The 18,008-nt window shown below is 67.4% G+C and carries 16 protein-coding genes and 1 tRNA gene; 8 read left to right on the top strand and 9 right to left on the bottom strand.

Annotated elements, in window-relative coordinates:
• Positions 1 to 427: 427 nt before the first annotated feature.
• The 3 genes from wrbA to IQ782_RS13170 all read right to left on the bottom strand — a co-directional run bounded on the left by wrbA (position 428) and on the right by IQ782_RS13170 (position 2,612).
• The gene (wrbA, locus tag IQ782_RS13180; RefSeq protein WP_194135114.1) at positions 428 to 1,021 is read right to left on the bottom strand and encodes an NAD(P)H:quinone oxidoreductase; all 594 of its coding nucleotides are present in this window, start codon (positions 1,019 to 1,021) and stop codon (positions 428 to 430) included.
• Positions 1,022 to 1,167: 146 nt separating this feature from the next.
• Positions 1,168 to 1,656, bottom strand: coding sequence for a hypothetical protein (locus tag IQ782_RS13175; RefSeq protein ID WP_194135113.1), 489 nt, complete (start codon positions 1,654 to 1,656; stop codon positions 1,168 to 1,170).
• 56 nt (positions 1,657 to 1,712) lie between these two features.
• Positions 1,713 to 2,612 carry an NADP-dependent oxidoreductase gene (locus IQ782_RS13170; RefSeq protein ID WP_194135112.1) on the bottom strand — a complete coding sequence of 300 codons (900 nt, stop codon included), beginning with the start codon at positions 2,610 to 2,612 and terminating at the stop codon, positions 1,713 to 1,715.
• 129 nt (positions 2,613 to 2,741) lie between these two features.
• Between IQ782_RS13170 and IQ782_RS13165 the strand changes: the two genes are divergently transcribed.
• Positions 2,742 to 3,656 carry a LysR substrate-binding domain-containing protein gene (locus IQ782_RS13165; RefSeq protein ID WP_194135111.1) on the top strand — a complete coding sequence of 305 codons (915 nt, stop codon included), beginning with the start codon at positions 2,742 to 2,744 and terminating at the stop codon, positions 3,654 to 3,656.
• Positions 3,657 to 4,131: 475 nt separating this feature from the next.
• Here the strand turns inward: IQ782_RS13165 and IQ782_RS13160 are convergent.
• Together IQ782_RS13160 and IQ782_RS13155 are read right to left on the bottom strand one after the other, a co-directional pair.
• Positions 4,132 to 4,207, bottom strand: a tRNA-Ala gene (locus IQ782_RS13160).
• A gap of 165 nt (positions 4,208 to 4,372) precedes the next feature.
• On the bottom strand, positions 4,373 to 4,690 hold the full coding sequence (locus tag IQ782_RS13155) for a TIGR02300 family protein (protein WP_194135110.1): 318 nt from the start codon (positions 4,688 to 4,690) through the stop codon (positions 4,373 to 4,375).
• Positions 4,691 to 4,795: 105 nt separating this feature from the next.
• Between IQ782_RS13155 and IQ782_RS13150 the strand changes: the two genes are divergently transcribed.
• From IQ782_RS13150 to IQ782_RS13140, 3 genes are all read left to right on the top strand, one after another.
• The gene (locus IQ782_RS13150; protein ID WP_194135109.1) at positions 4,796 to 5,488 is read left to right on the top strand and encodes a M48 family metallopeptidase; all 693 of its coding nucleotides are present in this window, start codon (positions 4,796 to 4,798) and stop codon (positions 5,486 to 5,488) included.
• 34 nt (positions 5,489 to 5,522) lie between these two features.
• Entirely contained in the window at positions 5,523 to 6,176 is a 654-nt protein-coding gene (locus tag IQ782_RS13145; RefSeq protein WP_194135108.1) for a GntR family transcriptional regulator, read from the top strand.
• Between the two features lie 75 nt (positions 6,177 to 6,251).
• Entirely contained in the window at positions 6,252 to 7,154 is a 903-nt protein-coding gene (locus tag IQ782_RS13140; protein ID WP_194135107.1) for a DUF1206 domain-containing protein, read from the top strand.
• Positions 7,155 to 8,032: 878 nt separating this feature from the next.
• Here the strand turns inward: IQ782_RS13140 and IQ782_RS13135 are convergent.
• Together IQ782_RS13135 and IQ782_RS13130 are read right to left on the bottom strand one after the other, a co-directional pair.
• Positions 8,033 to 8,995, bottom strand: a complete 963-nt coding sequence (locus IQ782_RS13135; RefSeq protein WP_194135106.1) for an acetyl-CoA carboxylase carboxyltransferase subunit alpha — start codon at positions 8,993 to 8,995, stop codon at positions 8,033 to 8,035.
• Between the two features lie 102 nt (positions 8,996 to 9,097).
• Positions 9,098 to 9,691: a LysE family translocator gene (locus tag IQ782_RS13130; RefSeq protein ID WP_194135105.1), complete on the bottom strand. Its 594-nt coding sequence runs from the start codon at positions 9,689 to 9,691 to the stop codon at positions 9,098 to 9,100.
• Positions 9,692 to 9,764: 73 nt separating this feature from the next.
• On the opposite strand from IQ782_RS13130, the gene IQ782_RS13125 reads away from it, so the two are divergent.
• The 3 genes from IQ782_RS13125 (at position 9,765) to IQ782_RS13115 (ending at position 12,372) form a co-directional block, all read left to right on the top strand.
• On the top strand, positions 9,765 to 10,217 hold the full coding sequence (locus tag IQ782_RS13125) for an Lrp/AsnC family transcriptional regulator (protein WP_194135104.1): 453 nt from the start codon (positions 9,765 to 9,767) through the stop codon (positions 10,215 to 10,217).
• A 52-nt stretch (positions 10,218 to 10,269) separates the two neighbouring features.
• Entirely contained in the window at positions 10,270 to 12,036 is a 1,767-nt protein-coding gene (locus IQ782_RS13120) for a GMC family oxidoreductase (RefSeq protein WP_194135103.1), read from the top strand.
• Positions 12,037 to 12,165: 129 nt separating this feature from the next.
• Positions 12,166 to 12,372, top strand: coding sequence for a SlyX family protein (locus IQ782_RS13115; protein WP_194135102.1), 207 nt, complete (start codon positions 12,166 to 12,168; stop codon positions 12,370 to 12,372).
• A 65-nt stretch (positions 12,373 to 12,437) separates the two neighbouring features.
• Here IQ782_RS13115 and IQ782_RS13110 read toward each other — a convergent pair whose 3' ends face one another.
• Both IQ782_RS13110 and dnaE read right to left on the bottom strand, forming a co-directional pair.
• Complete coding sequence (locus IQ782_RS13110) at positions 12,438 to 13,214, bottom strand: hypothetical protein (RefSeq protein ID WP_194135101.1); 777 nt, start codon at positions 13,212 to 13,214, stop codon at positions 12,438 to 12,440.
• A gap of 144 nt (positions 13,215 to 13,358) precedes the next feature.
• Entirely contained in the window at positions 13,359 to 16,871 is a 3,513-nt protein-coding gene (gene dnaE, locus IQ782_RS13105; RefSeq protein WP_194135100.1) for a DNA polymerase III subunit alpha, read from the bottom strand.
• Between the two features lie 255 nt (positions 16,872 to 17,126).
• Here dnaE and IQ782_RS13100 point away from each other — a divergent pair, with 255 nt between their 5' ends.
• Positions 17,127 to 17,933 carry an alpha/beta hydrolase gene (locus tag IQ782_RS13100; RefSeq protein ID WP_194135099.1) on the top strand — a complete coding sequence of 269 codons (807 nt, stop codon included), beginning with the start codon at positions 17,127 to 17,129 and terminating at the stop codon, positions 17,931 to 17,933.
• Positions 17,934 to 18,008: the final 75 nt, after the last annotated feature.

Below are 18,008 nucleotides of genomic sequence, written 5' to 3'. Positions count from 1 at the left end.
ACAGGGCTGTCGCCCCTTCGGCTCGAGGTGAACGCCCCCGCTGCCTGGCAAGCCCCTCGCCGCCGGACGGCATTCGTCTCGGGTCGGCGTCTGAGCGTGGAGGGGTCCGGGACCGGCCAGTCCAGCCCTGCCATCTCGAAAGGGCCGGGGGCCATTGCTGTCGCCTGGCGGAGCGGCAGGCCGCATTGGAACATGCTGCCGGACGCCCCGGCCCGCCGCCTTTCGGCGCGCGCCAGGGCATGTTCCCGTCCGACCAGGGGAGCAGCGACCCGCGCCGCATCGGCGCGTCGTCACAGGTCTTGCCGGCCGTCGCGGGGTGGCGGGCAGATTCAGGCGTCATCTTGGGCCCTGATCCCACCGGTTTCACGCCGCGACTCCCGGATGCCCAGGAGTCTTGCAGCAACCGCCAACGACGCTCCAGTTGGCGTTAACGCACCAGCTTCGCGGTGTATTCGACCAGCCGTTTGGCCTGATGTGCGACGCTCGCCTTGCCGGCGTCATCGAACTTCCCTGCCACAGTGGAATAGCCGTAGGGATTGCCCCCGGTCGCGTAGATCGCGTCGCTGGTGAATCCGGGAGCCACGATGATCGCCCCCCAGTGCATCGCCGAGCCATACAGGGAAAGGATCGTCCGCTCCTGGCCAGCATGGACGTTCAGCGCGCTTGTGGTCGCGGTGATGGTCTTGTCTGCCAGCATGCCCTCGGCCCAGATGCCGCCGAGCGTATCGATGAACGCCTGCACCTGGCTCGGGATATTGCCGAAGCGGGTGGGCATGCTGAAGAAGTAGCCGTCGGCCCAGACCATGTCTTCCGGTGTCGCGACCGGGATTTCGGCCGAACGTTCGGCCTGCGCTTTCCAATGCTCCTGGGAATTCACCACCTCCTGAGGCGCGGTTTCGGCGATGCGCCGCAGGCGAACGTCCGCGCCGGCCTCGCGCGCGGCTTCGGCAGCGGTGAGCGCAATCTGATGATTGGTCCCGTAGGTCGAGTAGTAGAGCACGGTGATCTTGGGAGGTGTCATGATGGGATTTCCTGATGAATGGGGATGGCGTCAGACCCGGTCACGACGTCGCCTTGCCCCAGGGGGCCGGACAGGGAACCGAGACTTTGGGAAAGGGAGAGACTGCGCGGCTGCTCGTGCGGCAGGCGCGCATTGCTGCGTGAGTTTCAGGCCTGCGAGGCGGGCAGGCCCATGCTCTCGACCTTGGGATCGAAAAGCGCCGTGTTCGTGGCTTCGGCCAGTTCCGTGATGTAGCCGGGAGCGAGTTCCAGACGGCCCTGCGCCCCCATGATGTTCTCGGTGCGCGGCTGCAGGATGGGAATGCCCTTCGCGCGGGCGATCTCGTAGACCGCTTCGATCGAGTCCACGACATACATCATCTGCGTGTCGCGGATGAACGCCGGAAGCTTCTCGAAGTTTTCCGGTTCGATCACCACCAGCGAGACATGGCCCAGAACGGATTGCAGGCCAACCACGCGCAGGTTGAAGTATTCGGCGATCCGGAAGTCATATTCGACAATGCCGTCGTAGAAATCGATGTAGTTGCGGATGTACCGCCCTTCCTGACCCGGGGCGAGGAACACGCGCTCGTAGGGGCCTGACAGCAGATGGCCGGCGAAGATGGTGTTGTCGAGCTTGCTGGCTCTTGTGGACATGGGGTTCTCCAATTCAGGGGTATCGGCGGCCGCGTCGGGCCATCGGGTGAAGGGGATCAGAAGACGAGAGCGCTTTTGCCGCGGGTATGCCCCCCGAGGATCGCGCCATAGGCATCGGCTGCATCGCTGAAGGGGAAGGTCTTGCTGACCTCCCAGCGGAACCGGCCCGCCGCGACGCCATCGACGACGGCCTTCAGCTTGGCAGGGCTGCGTTTGGTCCAGAGGGCCTGGACCCGTTCCGAAGACGGGGGAGTGCCGGCGATGGAGCCGATCAGCCCATCCGGCCTGACTCGTGCCAGCGACGCCTGCGTCGCCTCTTCCGTGCCGGACATGTCGAGCGAGGCATCGAAGAGCGCGGGATGTACCGCTTCAAGGCGCGCGACCAGTCCGGGACCGTATTCAACCGGGGTCGCGCCGAGCTCAGCCAGGTAGCCCAGATTGCGTGCCGAGGCCGTGGCGACCACCTCGATCCCGCGCGCGCGGGCGATCTGGATCGTGATCGAGCCCACGCCGCCGGAGCCACCGTGGATCAGCAAGGACCGGACATCGCCGATCTCGTCCAGGATCGTCATGGCCGTCTGCGCGACCCCTGCAAGAGAGCCCGCCACGGGCCAGTCGATGTTCGCCGGACGCGCCACGAGATTGGAAAGCGGCACATCGATGACCGTGGCATGGGTGAAGCCGGCGCCGGACCCGAGAACCTCGTCACCGGTGGCCCAATGGCTGGCGCCGGCGGGCAGATCGACGATGACACCGGCAAACTCCGTGCCAAACCCCTGAGGCAGGGCGGCGTGACGAAACTCACCGGTCATCCGGCGGGCATCGATCGGATTGATCCCGGCAGCCTTGACCTTGATGCGCGCCATGCCGGCGGCAAGCTCGGGGAGCGCCTGGTCAAAGAATTCGAGGACGTCGGGCGTGCCGTATTCGCGGGCAATCAGGATCGTGCTCTGCATTGTCTCATTCCTCTGTTTCGACGGCCCAGAGCCGCGTTGAACGTGAGGATTATCTAAAATAGAGACACTGCTGGATAAATGGGGTGAAAAGGTCCACTCTGTCTTGAAAATGAAACACATGGGGTGGTCATGCGGAACCTGAATGCGTTGGCGGCCTTCAGAGACGTGGCAAGGGCGGGCGGATACGCGGCGGCGGAGCGCGCGACCGGCCAGTCCCGCGCAACTCTCAGCCGCAATGTCATCTCGCTGGAGGAAGAGCTGGGTGTCCGCCTGATCGAGCGCAGTCGGCGCAGCTTCCGCCTGACCGAAGCCGGGGCCGAGCTCTTCGCGCGGTGCGACGATCTTCTCGCGCAGATAGACGAAGCTGTGTCCATGGTCGATTCAGAGCAGCCGGAGCCTCGGGGGCTTGTCCGGATCGCGATCCCCCCCTCCTTGTTGCAGCTTGGATTGGGCGAGGCGATCCTCGAGTTCCAGATGCAGGCACCGAAGGTCCGGCTGCAGATGGAGGTGTCGAACCGCGAGGTCGATCTGCGCCACGAGTCGGTGGACTTCGTCATCCGGGCGCGGTCACGGCAGGATTACCCGCTGGATTTCGTCCCTGTCAGCCTCTTGCGGATGGAGCGCGTGATCGTCGTGCATCCGCGATGGCGAAAACATCTCGGCCCGACGCTGGAAGAGACGTTGAAGACGGTTCCGGCCATCGCCTGGGATGGGCTTTCCGGGCGAAGCCACTGGCGCCTGAGAGACGCCGATGGCGCCCTGCATGACCTGCCCCTGGAGCCCCGGCTGATCGCCGACGACATCTCGATCCTGCGCGCCTCGATCCTTGAGGGCCTTGGCATGGGGATCGTGCCCCGGACCTATGTCGAGGAGGATCTCGCCCTAGGTCGCCTCGATCTGGTGACCCTGGACCTCCGCCCGACCGAAAGCATCATCCATGCGGTGCACCTGGGGCGCCATGGGATGCGCCCGGCCGTCGCTCAACTGCTGGATTGGCTCAAGGGCGCGGCCAAACGCATGGCGCGGGGAAGCGGGACAAGTTGACTGGAGGCTCGAGGTTTTTCGGACGCTGCGCCACCTGGCCAGGTGTAGGCGGCAAGTCAACTATCGACGCCGTAACCGGATCGAGATCATGTTCGGCAGGCTCAGGACCCATTGATTTCGGGCAATTGTCATGGATTCAACCTCCGCAAGTAGACCTTGGCCATGAGCAATCTTTTCTGGCGTGCGTCGCGGAGGCCCGCTGGCCGAGCCTGTGGCTAAGGCCGAAGGTTGTGTCGGGCGGCGCGCACGTCCTTTGGCGACGTTCGGAACTTGCGAAATCGCGCTACGCGTGGGTGATATGAAGCCCAAGGGACGGCCAAGGCGGGTCGTATTGGCCGTTGTGGTGGCATAGGTGGGTGGTACAGGAAGCCAGCAGAGCACGGATTTCCGTAGGGAAAACAGCACCGGTCTGCGTGACAGAGGCAAATCCCCTGACAAGAAAGGCAGAACTGTCTGGCGTTTTTAAAAGGGTGATTGGTGGAGCCTAGGGGGATCGAACCCCTGACCTCTTGCATGCCATGCAAGCGCTCTCCCAGCTGAGCTAAGGCCCCAATCGCGGTGCTCTTTGCCTTGTCCGCCTCGCTCTTCAGAGCGTTTCGGCTTCGGTCCGGAGCGGTGTCCGCCGCGCCGTCTCCGGCGCTGTGCGGCGTGATCTATGGGATGCTGCGGGCGGGTTCAAGCGAAAAAATGACCGCCCGCAGAAAAAACTTCTAAGCTTACTCGTCGTCATCCCCGGGAACGTCGGTGATCTCGTCGAGCGAGACGTTGTCGTCCTCGTCATCGTCGAGAACATCATCGTCATCCAGTTCGACCTCGACATCATCATCCAGCAGATCGACGTCATCCGAAGTGTCGGTCTGGGCACGGCGCGGAGCGCCATCTGCCTGGTCGGCCGACAGCATGGTGCGCTTGCCGGTGTCGAGTTGCAGCACCTCGCCGGTGTACGGCGAGACGATCGGATCCTTGTTCAGGTCGTAGAAACGCTTCCCGGTGGTCGGGCAGACGCGCTTCGTGCCCCATTCTTCTTTGGGCATGGGTGGTCCCCTTCAGCTGGCTTGTACGGTCGACAATCTGCAGCCTCTGCCATAACACAAGGGCAGTGTCAAAACTTTTGGCCGATGCAGTCTAGAGGCGCAGATATGGGGCAGATCACCCTTCCCGGCAACCCGCCGATCTCGGTCACGCTGCGCCGCTCGGCGCAGGCCCGGCGGCTGTCGTTGCGGCTGTCGCAACTCGACGGCCGGGTGACCCTGACATTGCCGCGCCGGTTGCCCGAGGCGGAGGCGATCGGCTTCCTGCGCGAGAAGGAAGGCTGGCTGCGCGGGCATCTCGAAAGCCGCGGCGCGGATGTGCCGGTGGCCGTAGGTGCGCGCCTGCCCTTCGAGGGCCGGCTGCACGAGGTCCGCAGCGGGCAGGGGCGCAACGTCAGGTGTGTCGAGGGCGGGCTCGAGGTGCCCGGCGCACCCGGGCAGGTTCCGGCCCGGCTGATGGGCTGGCTGCGCGCCGAGGCGCGCAACCGCCTGGCCGAGGCCTCGGACCGCCATTCCGCCGCGCTCGGGCTGCCCTACAGCCGCCTGACGCTGCGCGACACCCGCTCGCGCTGGGGATCCTGCACCGCCGAGGGCGGGCTGATGTACTCCTGGCGGCTGGTGATGGCGCCGCCGCAGGTGCTCGACTATGTCGCCGCGCATGAGGTGGCGCATCTGGCCGAGATGAACCACTCCCCGGATTTCTGGGCGGTGGTCGAGCGGCTCTATGGCGACTGGCGCCCGGCGCGGCGCTGGCTGCGGGACGAGGGGGCCTCGCTGCACCGCTTCCGTTTCGGCGATTGACGCCAGCGCCGCGGCATTTCAGATTGCGCGGATCATGATCCAGCCCCAGCCCCGCCCGTCCGAAATTGCCGTTTCCGCCCATGAACGCGTCTACCGCGGGCTGCGCCAGCGCATCATGCTGGGCCAGATCGCGCCCGGCGAGTCGCTGACCCTGCGCGGCATCGGCCGAGAATTCGATGTCTCGATGACCCCCGCGCGCGAGGCGATCAACCGTCTCGTGGCCGAGGGCGCGCTTTCCATGTCGTCCTCGGGCCGGGCGTCGACGCCGGAGTTGTCAAACGAGCGGATCGAGGAGCTGGCGGCGCTGCGCGCGCTGATCGAGGTCGAGCTGGCCTCGCGCGCGCTGCCGCGGGCGCACATGGCGCTGATCGACCGGCTCCAGACGATCAACGGCACCATTTCCGAGATGATCCAGGCGCGCGACGCGGTGGGTTACATCCGCACCAACCTCGAGTTCCACCGCACGCTTTACCTGCGCGCGCAGGCGCCCGCGATGCTGGCGATGACCGAAACCGTCTGGCTGCAGCTCGGGCCTACCATGCGCAAGCTCTACGGCCGGCTGCGCCGCACCGAGGCGCCGCAATATCACCGGTTGATCATCGCGGCACTGAAGGCCGGGGACGAGCCGGGGCTGCGCCTTGCGGTGCGGTCGGACGTTACCCAGGGGCTGCGGATGCTCGCCGCCTGACACAGACCCGCGGGGAACCGGGACGGGGGCAGGGGCATTGAGGGGATATCTCTCAGCCAGCCCCGGAGGCCCGCCATGTCCCTTGCCGACTCGCTATCGCTCAATCCCGGCTCGCGCCGCGCCCGCCGGCTCGAGGATGTGAATCCCGAGGATTTCGCCTGGTCGATCCCGATCATGCGCGCTGGCTATGCGGGGCGCGGGCTGGTCTATCTGGTCGTCGCCGGGGTCTCGCTCTGGTCGATCCTGCACGGCGGGCAGGCCGAGGGCACCTCGGAGGCGATGCAGAGCCTGCAAGGCGGCTGGGGTACGGCGGTGATCGTGCTCATTGCGCTTGGCATGTTTGCCTATGCAATCTGGCGGCTGGTCGACTGCATCTGGGATCTCGAGGCCTATGGTCGGGGCGCCAAGGGCCTCGTTGCGCGGGTGGGGATGCTCGTCACCGGCGCAGCGCACCTCGGCATCGGCGGTCTTGCGGTGACCCTGCTGATCGGGCGCAGCGGCGGCAGCAGCGGGCGGCAGATGCTCGACACGGTTCTGCAAAATCCCGGCGGGCAGCTCGCCGTGGGCGTCGCGGGGCTGCTGACCATCGGGGCAGGGGGCTATTACCTGCACAAGGCGCTGACCGAGGAATACCGCGATCACCTGCGCGCCAACAGCGTCACGACCCATATGAACGGCGCGCTGAAGGCCGGGCTTGCGGCGCAGGGCGTGGTGATCGGCATCATCGGTATGCTCGTGTGCTATGCGGCCCTGCAGGCCAATGCTTCCGAAGCCGGCGGGCTGGGCTCCGCCTTCGACTGGTTGCAGGGGCAGGTCTACGGGCGGGTGCTGGTCGGGATGCTTTGCCTTGGCCTGCTGGGCTTTGCTCTCTTCTGCTTCGTCAACGCCGGTTACCGCATCATTCCCAAGGCGGCGGACCGCGGCATTGAATCCGTCGGGGCGCGCTTGCGGCAGGCGGCGCGGGATGCGGCAATATAAGGGCGGGTGCGCCCTGCGCCGCGGCGGCGGGGGTCCCGCCGCCACGCGGCGGATGAGGTTTTGGATGAAGCGGGCGGAAAAAACGACTCTCTGGCAATCACTTGCATGCCGAAGAACGTGGCCGCTCAGGCTTTGAGCGTGGCCTGTCGAGGGCGGTTCCGGCCCGAGGGACCCGCATTTTCCCGAGGGCGATTGGGCAAAATTGAGAACTTCGAAAATATTGAGAAAGCATGAAGCTCCAATTGGGGCGGATGCCGCGGATTTTGGAGATTGTGAGGCAGATTTCTTTCTGCGCGCGCGGCGGAGTCGGGGAATCTCGTGGGCGGTCAGGAAATTGTCAGCTGACAATCATCCATCAAGGCAGGCCCAGATGTCGTCAAAATCCCCACCCGCTGATCGCGCCATCCGAAGGTGAATTGAGAGGTGCTCCTCAGGGATCATTGAAATTGTTTGAAAATCTTCGGAAATACGCCGATGAGGGCGCGCGGGTGCGCAGGCTCGCGGGCGAGCCTCGGGGGCGCAAGAGGCGGGGCACTTTGCAGATTTGTGCCGGGACGCGGGTCTTGCGCGGGACAAGGCGGAACAGGGTTTGAATAAATATTCCCATTCCGGCCATAAAGTTTCAATTTAGTTAATATTGGCGGGGCGGGTATAAGCGAGGCATCCCCTTTTGGGGCAGCCTTGACGGAAAGATGGCACCCCGCGCGGGCTGGCAATTCTTCACGTGATGCGAAAACAAACTGACCCCTAGGGGTAAATTAAACGCGCAATTCCAATTCTGTGCGCGATGGTCCTCAACTTTCGCCGGAACATGAAGAAGCCCCGGAATGCGGTGGCGACCGCGCTCCGGGGCTTCTTGTCAGGTGCCGGGATGAAGCTTAGGCGGCGAGGCCCTTCGACCCCATCGCCAGGAACTTCTGGCGGCGCGCCTTGACCAGCTCGGCGGGCTTCATGCCATCCATTTCCTGCAACAGCGCGGCGATGTTGGTGCCGACTGCCGCGATGGCCTCCTCGCGCGCGCGGTGCGCGCCGCCGAGCGGCTCGGGGATCACCTTGTCGGCGACGCCGAGCTTCAGCAGGTCCTGCGCGGTCAGGCGCAGCGCCTCGGCGGCCTCGCGCATCTTCTCGGCGTCCTTCCACAGGATCGAGGCGCAGCCCTCGGGCGAGATCACCGAGTAGACCGAATGTTCCAGCATCGCGACACGGTTGGCGGTGGCAAAGGCCACGGCGCCGCCGGAGCCGCCTTCGCCGATGATCACGGTGACCAGCGGCACGCCGATCTGCAGGCATTTCTCGGTCGAGCGGGCAATCGCCTCGGACTGGCCGCGCTCTTCCGCGCCCTTGCCCGGATAGGCGCCGGGCGTGTCGACGAGGGTGATCACCGGCAGGCCGAACTTGTCGGCCATCTCCATCAGGCGGATCGCCTTGCGGTAACCCTCGGGCCGGGCCATGCCGAAGTTGCGCTCGATGCGCGACTGGGTGTCATTGCCCTTCTCGTGGCCGATCACCACCACAGGGCGGTCGTTGAACCGGGCAAGCCCGCCCATCACCGCGTGGTCGTCGGCAAAGCCGCGATCGCCGGCGAGCGGCGTGTACTCGGTGAACAGGGCTTCGATGTAATCCTTGCAGTGGGGACGGTCGGGATGCCGCGCCACCTGGCACTTCCGCCAGGGCGTCAGCTTCTTGTAGAGATCCTTGAGCAGATCCTCCGCCTTGCGGTCGAGCGCGGCCGCCTCGTCCTCCACATGCATCTCTTCGTTCTTCCGCGCCAGGGCGCGCAGTTCTTCCGCCTTGCCTTCGATCTCGGCGAGGGGTTTTTCAAAGTCGAGATAATGCGTCATGCTCGGGCACTCTTGTTGGTCGCGGCCTATATGGCCCTGATGCCGCGCGGATGCAACAAAGCAAGCTCGATTGCCCTCGCCGCGCCGGGCGTGGACGGGGCCTCAGCCCAGCATCACCGGCAGCATCGAGGCGATGAGCAGCGCCGCCATGCTCCAGTTGAAGAGGCGCAGGCGGGCTGGATTGGTGAGCACCCGGCGCAGGCTGCCGCCGAGCACGGTCCAGGTGGTCGTCGAGATCGCCCCCATCGCCACATAGGTGGCCGAGACCATCAGGACGGCGGGCAGATCGCGGCTGACCGCGTAGAGCGTGATCGCTCCGAGCGCCATTGACCAGGCCTTGGGGTTCACCCACTGGAAGGCCGCCGCCTGCAGGAAGCTCATCGGGCGCGCGCCTGCTTGCGCCTCGCCCGGCGCGGCGGCATGGGCGATCTTCCAGGCGAGCCACAGCATGTAGAGCACCGACAGCACCGTCAGCGCGCCGCGTACCGCGGGGTAGGCCTCGAAGACGCGCATCGCGCCCATGCCCACCAGCAGCACCATGGCCGGGAACCCCAGCGCCACGCCCAGCATGTGCGGCACCGTCCGCGCGAGGCCGAAGTTGGCGCCCGAGGCGAGAAGCATGAGGTTGTTCGGCCCCGGCGAGATCACCGTGACAAAGGCGAAGGTCGCCAGCGCGAGGAAGAGATCCTGTGTCATGACACCCCAAATGCCGCGTTTTGCGCGGAGAAAGATTGCAATTTTCGGCGATTTACGGCTTTGATCGCAATTTATGAGCGATATTGATTACATCGACGACCGGATATTGCGCGTTCTTGCGCGCGAGGGCCGGATCAGCAACCTTGCCCTTGCCGAGCGTGTCGGGCTTTCGGCCTCGGCCTGTCTGCGCCGTGTCGCGGCGCTGGAGAAGACCGGGGTCATCCGCGGCTACCGCGCGGTGCTCAGTCCGGAGAAGACCGGCATCGGCTTCACCGCCTATGTCACCGTGGGGCTCGGCGTGCACACCAAGGAGGCGCAGCAGGCCTTCGAGCGGGCGATCACCCGCGCCCCCGAGGTGAAGGAGTGCCACAATATTACCGGGAACGTGGAATACCTGCTTCGTATAGAGGTGACCGATCTGGCCGCTTACAAGCAGTTCCACACCGAGGTGCTTGGCACGTTGCCGCAGGTGAGCGCCATAACCTCCTACGTGGTGATGGGCTCGCCGAAGGACGACAGAGCCTGAGCGGGCCCGATTCGAGCGGTGACCGGCCAGCTTGCGGGGAGCGTCGGAGCGGATGGGAGACTTTGACGGGAATATGACCGACGCGCAGGCGGGGGACTTCGACTACATCATCGTCGGCGCGGGGGCGGCAGGCAGCGTTCTGGCCGAACGGCTTTCTTCGGACCCCGACACGCGGGTGCTGCTGCTCGAGGAAGGCCGGGGCGCGGGCGGGCATTGGGCCAGCCGCGTGCCGCAGGCGCAGCCCTGGCTGCTGCGCGATCCGACGCGGGTCTACGGCTACCACGTCGAGCCGGGACCGCGAGGTCCGGCGGAACGCTGGCTGCGCGGCCGGATGCCCGGTGGCAGCAGCGCGGTGGGGGCGATGCTCTGGCTGCGCGGCGGCGAGGCGGACTGGACGCATATGGCGCGTGTCACCGGCAGCGCCGACTGGGACTGGCCCGAGATGGCGCGGGTGCTGCGCCTGATCGAGCATCACGCCTTTGGTGCCCGCGCGCTGCGCCGGGCCGGTCCGCTGCGACCGCTGATGCAGGCGGTGCTGCGGGCCGGGGCGGAGTCCGGCTGGCGGCTGCGCGCCGATTTCAACGAAGCCGACCCCGAGGGCCTGGGCCCCGCCACCTGGATGATCGACGACAAGGGCCGCCGGGTGACCGCCTGGACCGCCTTCGTGCGGGCGGCGAAGAGCCGTCCGAACCTGCGCATCGAGACCGGCGTGCGGGTGGACCGGGTGCTGATCGACGAGGGCCGCGCCTATGGGGTCGAGGGGCGGCGCGGCACCGCGCAGCTCGTGTTCCGCTGCCGTGGCGAGGTCATCCTCTGTACCGGGGCGGTGATCACGCCGAAGATCCTCATGCTCTCGGGCGTCGGCGACGGCATGGCGCTGCGCCGCGCCGGGATCGAGACCAAGCACCACAGTCCGAATATCGGCCGCGGGCTGCGCGACCACCTGGTGCTGGCGACCAACTGGCGGCTGCGCCACTGGCGCGACAGCGACAACCGCGCCTATACCGGCGCGCGGCTCTGGATGACCGTCGCGCGCTACCTGCTCTCGGGCGCGGGGCCGCTCGGCCAGGGCGGGGCCGAGCTGGTCGGCTTCATCGCGTCCGGAAAGACCGCCGAGCGCCCCGACCTCATGGTCACCGCGGCGGCGCATTCGCTCGAGGTCGCGCCGGGGATCGGCGGGCTCGAGCCGGAACCCGGCATGCGGCTCACCGCCCATGTGCTGCGCCCCGAAAGCTCTGGCTACGTGTTCGCCGCCGGGCCCGATCCCGACACGCCGCCGCGGATCGAGGCCAACTACCTTGCCTCCGAGCGCGACCGGCTGCGCGCCATCCTCGCCCTGCGCAAACTGCGCGGGCTGGCGCAGCGCCCGGCGCTGGCGGAGTTCATCGAGGGCGAGACGGTGATCTCGGCCTGGGCGAGAAGCGACGACGACATTCTCGATCTCTACCGCCGCTACAGCCGCTCGGCCTTCAACGCCGTGGGCAGCTGCGCCATGGGGCCCGACGAGCTCGATCCGCTGGATGCGCGGCTGCGGCTGCGCGGGGTGGCACGGCTGCGGGTCTGCGATGCCTCGATCTTCCCGGAGATGCCCGCCGGCGGCACGCTCGCCCCGGTCATGGCGGCGGCGCTGCGCGCGGCGGAGTTCATCCTGTCCGACGCCGGTCGCCACGACGAGGAGGCACCAGCGGCGGAAGCGGAGAGCCAGCCCGAGAGCGATGCCGCCGAAGCGGAGCTTGACCGCGCGCAGCGCGACGACGCGCTGGAAGCGCCGACAGAGGCGGGCGCCGCGCCGCCCGCCGCCAAATCCGCCGCTGGCTGATCGGCGTCTTGTTCCAGGTGACATACTCCGGGGGCGCGCCCCGCTGCCGGCATGGACAAGCCGCGCTGCGCCGCCTATTTGCAGGGCAGACCCCGCCAGCATCCCTCGTCCCGAGGCAAGGAGCCGCGCATGCCCGAACAGCTCGACGACCTGCAGGAACGCATCGCCCACCTGCAGCGCGCGGTGGATGACCTCTCCGAGACCGTGGCCCGGCAGGACAAGGACATCGCCCTGCTCCAGCACCGCGTGAACCTGCTGCTCGAACGCGAGGCCGCGCGCGAGAGCGATGGCGGCGGCGGGGTGGTCTTCGGCGACGAGCGCCCGCCGCATTACTGAGAGGGTGGCACCGGACCGGCTTCGGGCCGGTTCGCAGCAGGCCGGTCCGCAGCGGGCTGGCGGCTTCAGTGCTGCTCGATGGCGATGACCTGACCGTCGTGCAGCAAAAGATTGACGTAGGACGCGCTGCCGAAAGAGGGGTAGACGCTGACAAAGGCCGTGTCGCGGGCAAGCCGTGACATGGCCCGGCCACAGGGACGCCCCGCCGCGACGCCGCAGACCTCGGCCTTCACCGTCTCATAGGCGCCATCGACACGGCCCCTCGGCAGGGTGCGCCCGGCCAGCCCGTAGCGCAGCTGCTCGTGCAGTTCGGGGTCGCCGAAGAGCGCCAGCGCGCCGGTCACCTGTCTTGCGCAGCCATCGTCGAAGCCGGTGAGGTAGAGCGCGCGCGGCGCGCTGGTGCCGGGGCGGCTGTCATAGAGCACGTAGCCACGCCGGTTCTCGGGATATCGCGCCACCGGCAGGCCCAGTCGCCGCTCGGGCACACCGCAGACCCGGGCGATCTCGCCCTGCGGCAGGGGGGTGCCGAAGGGCACCTGCCGCGCGTCCGGTCCGGCGGCTTTCACGGCCGCCGCCTGCCCGCCGAGCCAGCCCAGCAGCCCGCCCTGCGGCTGGACCTGCGCGCGGGGCGCCGGGGTCTCGCGGCTGTCGAGGAAGCCGCCCTCATCCGAAAGCTCGGCCTCCGAGGGCAGGGCGGCGCTCTGCCCCGCGCCGTCGGCAAGCTCGACATCCGACAGGCGCGGCACCTCATCGGGGCTCGCGCAGGCGGCCAGCGCAAGCGCGGCAAGGCAGGACAGGATAAGATGCGCCCGCGCGCGGCGGGCCGGGTGGGGGCGTGGCACGAGGGGTCTCCGCAGAAGCGATCGTCGGAGGCTTTCGGCCCGGCACCGAGGATGCGGGTCGAAAGCTTTAATCTTCGTGTAACCTTTCTGCCGCGGCGGATCCACAAACCCTTGCCGCTGCGTCAAAAACCGGCGGGGGCCCGCTCAGAAATCCTCGACCGCCAACACCCCGCCCAGCGATTTCACCGCGCCCTTGATCTCCGGCGTCACCGGGAAGTCCTGCTGCAGGTCCATCTCGACCTCGCCCGGCAGCCCGTGGTCGGCAAGGCAGAGCCGCACCGGACCGCGCCCGGCCTTCGGCATCTGCTCGGCGGCACGCGACAGCACCGAGGCGATCTGGCTGATCGCGCTGGCGCCCTCGATCCAGATTTTCAGCCCGGTCGCCCCGGCCCCTGCCACCACCTGCTCGACCGGTCCCACCGAGCGCGCCAGCAGCTTGAGCTGGTCGGCCTCCATCGTCGCCTCGACGGTGATCACCACCTTCGAGCCGGTATCGAGGAACTCGCGGCTCTTCTCCAGCGTCTCGGAGAACAGCGTCACCTCGTAGGCGCCGGTGGGATCGGAAAGCTGCGCAAAGGCGAAGCGGTTGCCCTTTGCCGACTTGCGCTCCTGCCGCCCGGCCACGACGCCCGCGAGCTTGGCAACCATCGCTCCGGCGCCCGCCGCCTTGTGGTGCAGTTCGACCAGCGTCATGAACGAGCCGGTCTTGTCCGACCGCTTGAGTGCCGCCATGTAGTCGTCGAGCGGATGGCCCGAGAGGTAGAAACCGATCGCCTTGAACTCTTCCGAGAGCCGTTCGGCGGGCAGCCAGTCGGGCACCGGCGAAAGCCGCGGCTCGGGCAGGTCGTCGCCGGCCTCGCCGAAGAGCGAGACCTGCGCCGAGGCCTTCTGCTCGTGGATCGCGGCGGAATAGGCGACCAGCGCGTCGAGGCTGTCGAACACCCGGCGGCGGTTCTTGTCGAGCACGTCGAAGACACCGGCGCGCGCCATCATTTCCATCGGGCGCTTGCCGACGCGCTTCAGATCCACGCGCCGCGCCACGTCGAAGAGCGTGGCGAAGGGCTTGTCGCCCCGTCCCTCGACCACCAGCCGCATGGCATCGAGGCCGACGTTCTTCAGGGCACCGAGCGCGTAGACCAGCTCTCCCTCGACCACGTCGAAGCTCGCCTGCGAGCGGTTGATGCAGGGCGGCACGTAGGGCAGCTTCAGCCCGTTCTTCATCTCGTCGAAATAGACGGCGAGCTTGTCGGTGAGGTGGATATCGCAGTTCATGACGCCCGCCATGAACTCCACCGGGTGGTTCGCCTTCAGCCAGGCGGTCTGGTAGGACACCACCGCATAGGCCGCCGCGTGCGACTTGTTGAAGCCGTAGTTGGCGAATTTCTCCAGAAGGTCGAAGACCTCCGAGGCCTTCTTCTTGTCGACGCCGTTTTCGGCCGCGCCCTTCTCGAACTTCGGGCGCTCGGCGTCCATCGCCTCCTTGATCTTCTTGCCCATGGCGCGGCGCAAGAGGTCGGCGCCGCCGAGCGAGTAGCCCGCCATGACCTGCGCGATCTGCATCACCTGTTCCTGGTAGACGATGATGCCCTGCGTCTCGGCAAGGATATGGTCGATCGACGGGTGTACCGAGGTGATCTCGCGCAGGCCGTTCTTGACCTCGCAATAGACCGGGATGTTCTCCATGGGGCCGGGGCGGTAGAGCGCCACGAGCGCCACGATGTCCTCGATGCAGGTGGGCTTCATGCGCTTGAGCGCATCCATCATGCCCGAGCTTTCCACCTGGAACACGGCGACCGTCTTGGCGGCGGAGTAGAGCTCGTAGGTCTTGCCGTCATCCAGCGGGATGAGGTTCATCTGGTTCTCGGCACCCTCGGGCGGGTCGTAGAGCTCTGTGCCGTCGGCGGCGACATGGATCGGGCGGCCCGACTTCAGGATCAGGTTCACCGCGTTCTGGATGACGGTCAGCGTCTTCAGGCCGAGGAAGTCGAACTTCACCAGACCGGCCTGTTCCACCCATTTCATGTTGAACTGGGTGGCCGGCATGTCCGAGCGCGGATCCTGGTAGAGCGGCACCAGCTGGTCCAGCGGCCGGTCACCGATCACCACGCCCGCGGCGTGGGTCGAGGCGTTCCTGAGCAGCCCCTCGACCTGCTGGCCATAGGTGAGCAGCCGGTCCACGACCTCCTCGTTGCGGGCCTCCTCGCGCAGCCGCGGCTCGTCCTGCAGCGCCTTCTCGATCGAGACGGGTTTGACCCCCTCGACCGGGATCATCTTCGACAGCCGGTCGACCTGGCCATAGGGCATCTGTAGCACCCGGCCGACGTCGCGCACCGCGGCCTTCGACAGCAGCGCACCGAAGGTGATGATCTGCCCCACCTTGTCGCGGCCGTATTTCTCCTGCACGTAGCGGATCGTCTCCTCGCGCCGGTCCATGCAGAAGTCGATGTCGAAGTCGGGCATCGAGACCCGTTCGGGGTTGAGGAAGCGCTCGAACAGCAGCGAGTAGCGCAGCGGGTCAAGGTCGGTGATGGTCAGCGCATAGGCCACCAGCGAGCCCGCGCCCGAGCCCCGGCCCGGGCCGATGGGGATGTCGTTGTCCTTCGACCACTTGATGAAGTCGGCAACGATCAGGAAGTAGCCGGGAAAGCCCATGCCCTCGATGATGCCGAGCTCGAAGTCGAGCCGCTGCTGGTATTCCTCGACCGAGACCGCATGCGGGATCACCGCAAGACGCGCCTGCAGCCCCTCGTTGGCCTGGCGGCGCAGTTCCTCGACCTCGTCGTCGGCGAACTTCGGCAGGATCGGATCGCGGCGGTAGGCCATGAAGGCGCAGCGCTTGGCGATCTCGACGGTGTTCTCGAGCGCCTCGGGCAGGTCCGCGAAGAGCGTCGCCATCTCCTGCGGGCTCTTGAGATAGTGCTGCGCGGTCAGCCTGCGGCGCGGCTCCTGCTGGTCGACGTAAGCACCCTCGGAAATGCAGATCAGCGCGTCATGCGCTTCGTACATCTCGGCCTTGGGGAAGTAGACGTCATTGGTGGCGACCAGCGGCAGGCCCATCTCGTAGGCCATCTCGATGTGGCCGCGCTCGGCGATGCGCTCCTCGGGCGGCAGGCCGTTGTCGCCGGGGTGGCGCTGCAACTCGATGTAGAGCCGGTCGTCGTAGATCTGGTGCAGCCGGGTGAGCAGGGTCTGCGCCGCGGCGCGGTGGTTGTCGCGCAGGTGGCGACCGACAGGGCCGTCGGGGCCGCCCGAGAGGCAGATCAGCCCCGCGCCATAGGTCTCGAGATCGTCTAGCGTCACATGCGGCTCCTGCCCGTCACCGCGGAGGTAGAGGCAGGAGTTGAGCTTCATCAGGTTCTCGTAGCCCGTCTCGTTCTGCGCGAGCAGCACGATGGGGGCGGGGGGCTTCGGCTTCTCGCCGGGCACCGGCGTCACATAGAGCAGATCGAGCTGGCAGCCGATGATCGGCTGGACCCCCGCGCCGCTGGCGGTCACCGAGAATTCCAGCGCCGCGAAAAGGTTGTTGGTGTCCGTCACCGCAACGGCGGGCATCTCCATGGCCTCGCAGAGACCGGGCAGCTTCTTCAGCCGCACGGCGCCTTCGAGCAGGGAATATTCGGTATGGACGCGGAGGTGGATGAATCGGGGATCGCTCATGGCGCCGAGAGTATTGCGCTGCGCCGGGCGGCGAAAGCCCCCGCGTGGGCGACGCCGAGAGTGTGGCCGTGGGGCCGGGGCGCGGCGCGGAAGCGTGCATTTTCGCAGAATGTGATTTGAAGCCGGGCGCATGTTGGCGCAAACCTCACGCCGGGGAGAGCAGTGCGTGAACGGGTGACGGGGATGTGGATGCGGAACGAGTGGCAGGTTGAGGGCAGGGCAGGGGCGGCCGCGTCCCACCGTGCCGCGCCTGGGATGCGCCGCCGCCTCCTGCATCTCGCGGCCGCGCTGCTGCCGGGGCCGACCGGGCGCCTGGTGGCATGGCGCTATCTCAGCCCTGCCTCGCATCTGGATCCGGCCCATGCCGCCCGCACCGGCGCGCAGCTGCTTCCGCTCGGCGCCGATATGGCGGTGCTGCGCTACCCGGCGCGCCAGCCTGCTGCCCCGCGCGTGCTGCTGGTGCCGGGACATGACGGCCACGTCCGGCAGTTCGCCCGTCTGGTGCGCGAGCTGCGCTTGCAGGGCGCCGCGGTCGATCTGCTGATCCTGCCGGGGCACCTCAGCCGCCGCCGCAAGCGCTGCGGCCTGGCCGAGATCGTCCCCGCGATCCAGGACTGCGGCACGACCCACGGCCCCTATGACGCCGTCGCGGCGCACTGCGTGTCGGCGAGCGGGCTGCTCTTCGCCCTTGCCGAGGGCTTCGACTGCCCGCGCCTCGCCTTCATCTCGACGCCGATCGACCTGGGCAAGCTGTTGCGTCTCGGGGCGACGCAATTCGGGCTGTCGGGGCGGTGCCGGGCAGCGTTCGAGGCCCAGGTGATCCGGCAATGCGCCCCCTACGGCCCGGAGGCGCCGTGGCGCCGGGTGGCGGCGGCGCGCCGAGGCGAGACGCTGGTGCTGCACGCCCGGCACGATGTCGCGGCACCGCTCGAGGACGCCCGCGCCTTTGCCGAGGCGGTGCCGGGCGGCCGCTTCGAGGTCGTCGACGAGGCCGATCACAACGGCCTGCTGCACGTCGTGCCCGCCGCGCGCAGGCTGGCGCGCTTCCTGGCGGCGCGTTGAGCCGCGGGGGCCGAGGTCGAGGGCATGCGCATCTGCGCGGCGTGTTTGGGGCGCCTGCCTGACAAACGGGCAGTT

Source organism: Salipiger mangrovisoli (assembly GCF_015223355.1).
In the GTDB taxonomy this organism is placed as follows: domain Bacteria; phylum Pseudomonadota; class Alphaproteobacteria; order Rhodobacterales; family Rhodobacteraceae; genus Salipiger; species Salipiger mangrovisoli.
This window is presented reverse-complemented; position numbering and strand designations above follow the sequence as displayed.

What these genes read in the sequence shown, in the direction of transcription:
- IQ782_RS13145 (WP_194135108.1), top strand. Translation starts at nt 5,523, where the DNA reads ATGATCCAGCCCCAGCCCCGCCCGTCCGAAATTGCCGTTTCCGCCCAT.
- IQ782_RS13120 (WP_194135103.1), top strand. Translation starts at nt 10,270, where the DNA reads ATGGGAGACTTTGACGGGAATATGACCGACGCGCAGGCGGGGGACTTC.
- dnaE (WP_194135100.1), bottom strand. Translation starts at nt 16,871, where the DNA reads ATGAGCGATCCCCGATTCATCCACCTCCGCGTCCATACCGAATATTCC.
- IQ782_RS13140 (WP_194135107.1), top strand. Translation starts at nt 6,252, where the DNA reads ATGTCCCTTGCCGACTCGCTATCGCTCAATCCCGGCTCGCGCCGCGCC.
- IQ782_RS13115 (WP_194135102.1), top strand. Translation starts at nt 12,166, where the DNA reads ATGCCCGAACAGCTCGACGACCTGCAGGAACGCATCGCCCACCTGCAG.
- wrbA (WP_194135114.1), bottom strand. Translation starts at nt 1,021, where the DNA reads ATGACACCTCCCAAGATCACCGTGCTCTACTACTCGACCTACGGGACC.
- IQ782_RS13170 (WP_194135112.1), bottom strand. Translation starts at nt 2,612, where the DNA reads ATGCAGAGCACGATCCTGATTGCCCGCGAATACGGCACGCCCGACGTC.
- IQ782_RS13150 (WP_194135109.1), top strand. Translation starts at nt 4,796, where the DNA reads ATGGGGCAGATCACCCTTCCCGGCAACCCGCCGATCTCGGTCACGCTG.
- IQ782_RS13135 (WP_194135106.1), bottom strand. Translation starts at nt 8,995, where the DNA reads ATGACGCATTATCTCGACTTTGAAAAACCCCTCGCCGAGATCGAAGGC.
- IQ782_RS13155 (WP_194135110.1), bottom strand. Translation starts at nt 4,690, where the DNA reads ATGCCCAAAGAAGAATGGGGCACGAAGCGCGTCTGCCCGACCACCGGG.
- IQ782_RS13165 (WP_194135111.1), top strand. Translation starts at nt 2,742, where the DNA reads ATGCGGAACCTGAATGCGTTGGCGGCCTTCAGAGACGTGGCAAGGGCG.
- IQ782_RS13125 (WP_194135104.1), top strand. Translation starts at nt 9,765, where the DNA reads ATGAGCGATATTGATTACATCGACGACCGGATATTGCGCGTTCTTGCG.
- IQ782_RS13100 (WP_194135099.1), top strand. Translation starts at nt 17,127, where the DNA reads ATGCGCCGCCGCCTCCTGCATCTCGCGGCCGCGCTGCTGCCGGGGCCG.
- IQ782_RS13175 (WP_194135113.1), bottom strand. Translation starts at nt 1,656, where the DNA reads ATGTCCACAAGAGCCAGCAAGCTCGACAACACCATCTTCGCCGGCCAT.
- IQ782_RS13130 (WP_194135105.1), bottom strand. Translation starts at nt 9,691, where the DNA reads ATGACACAGGATCTCTTCCTCGCGCTGGCGACCTTCGCCTTTGTCACG.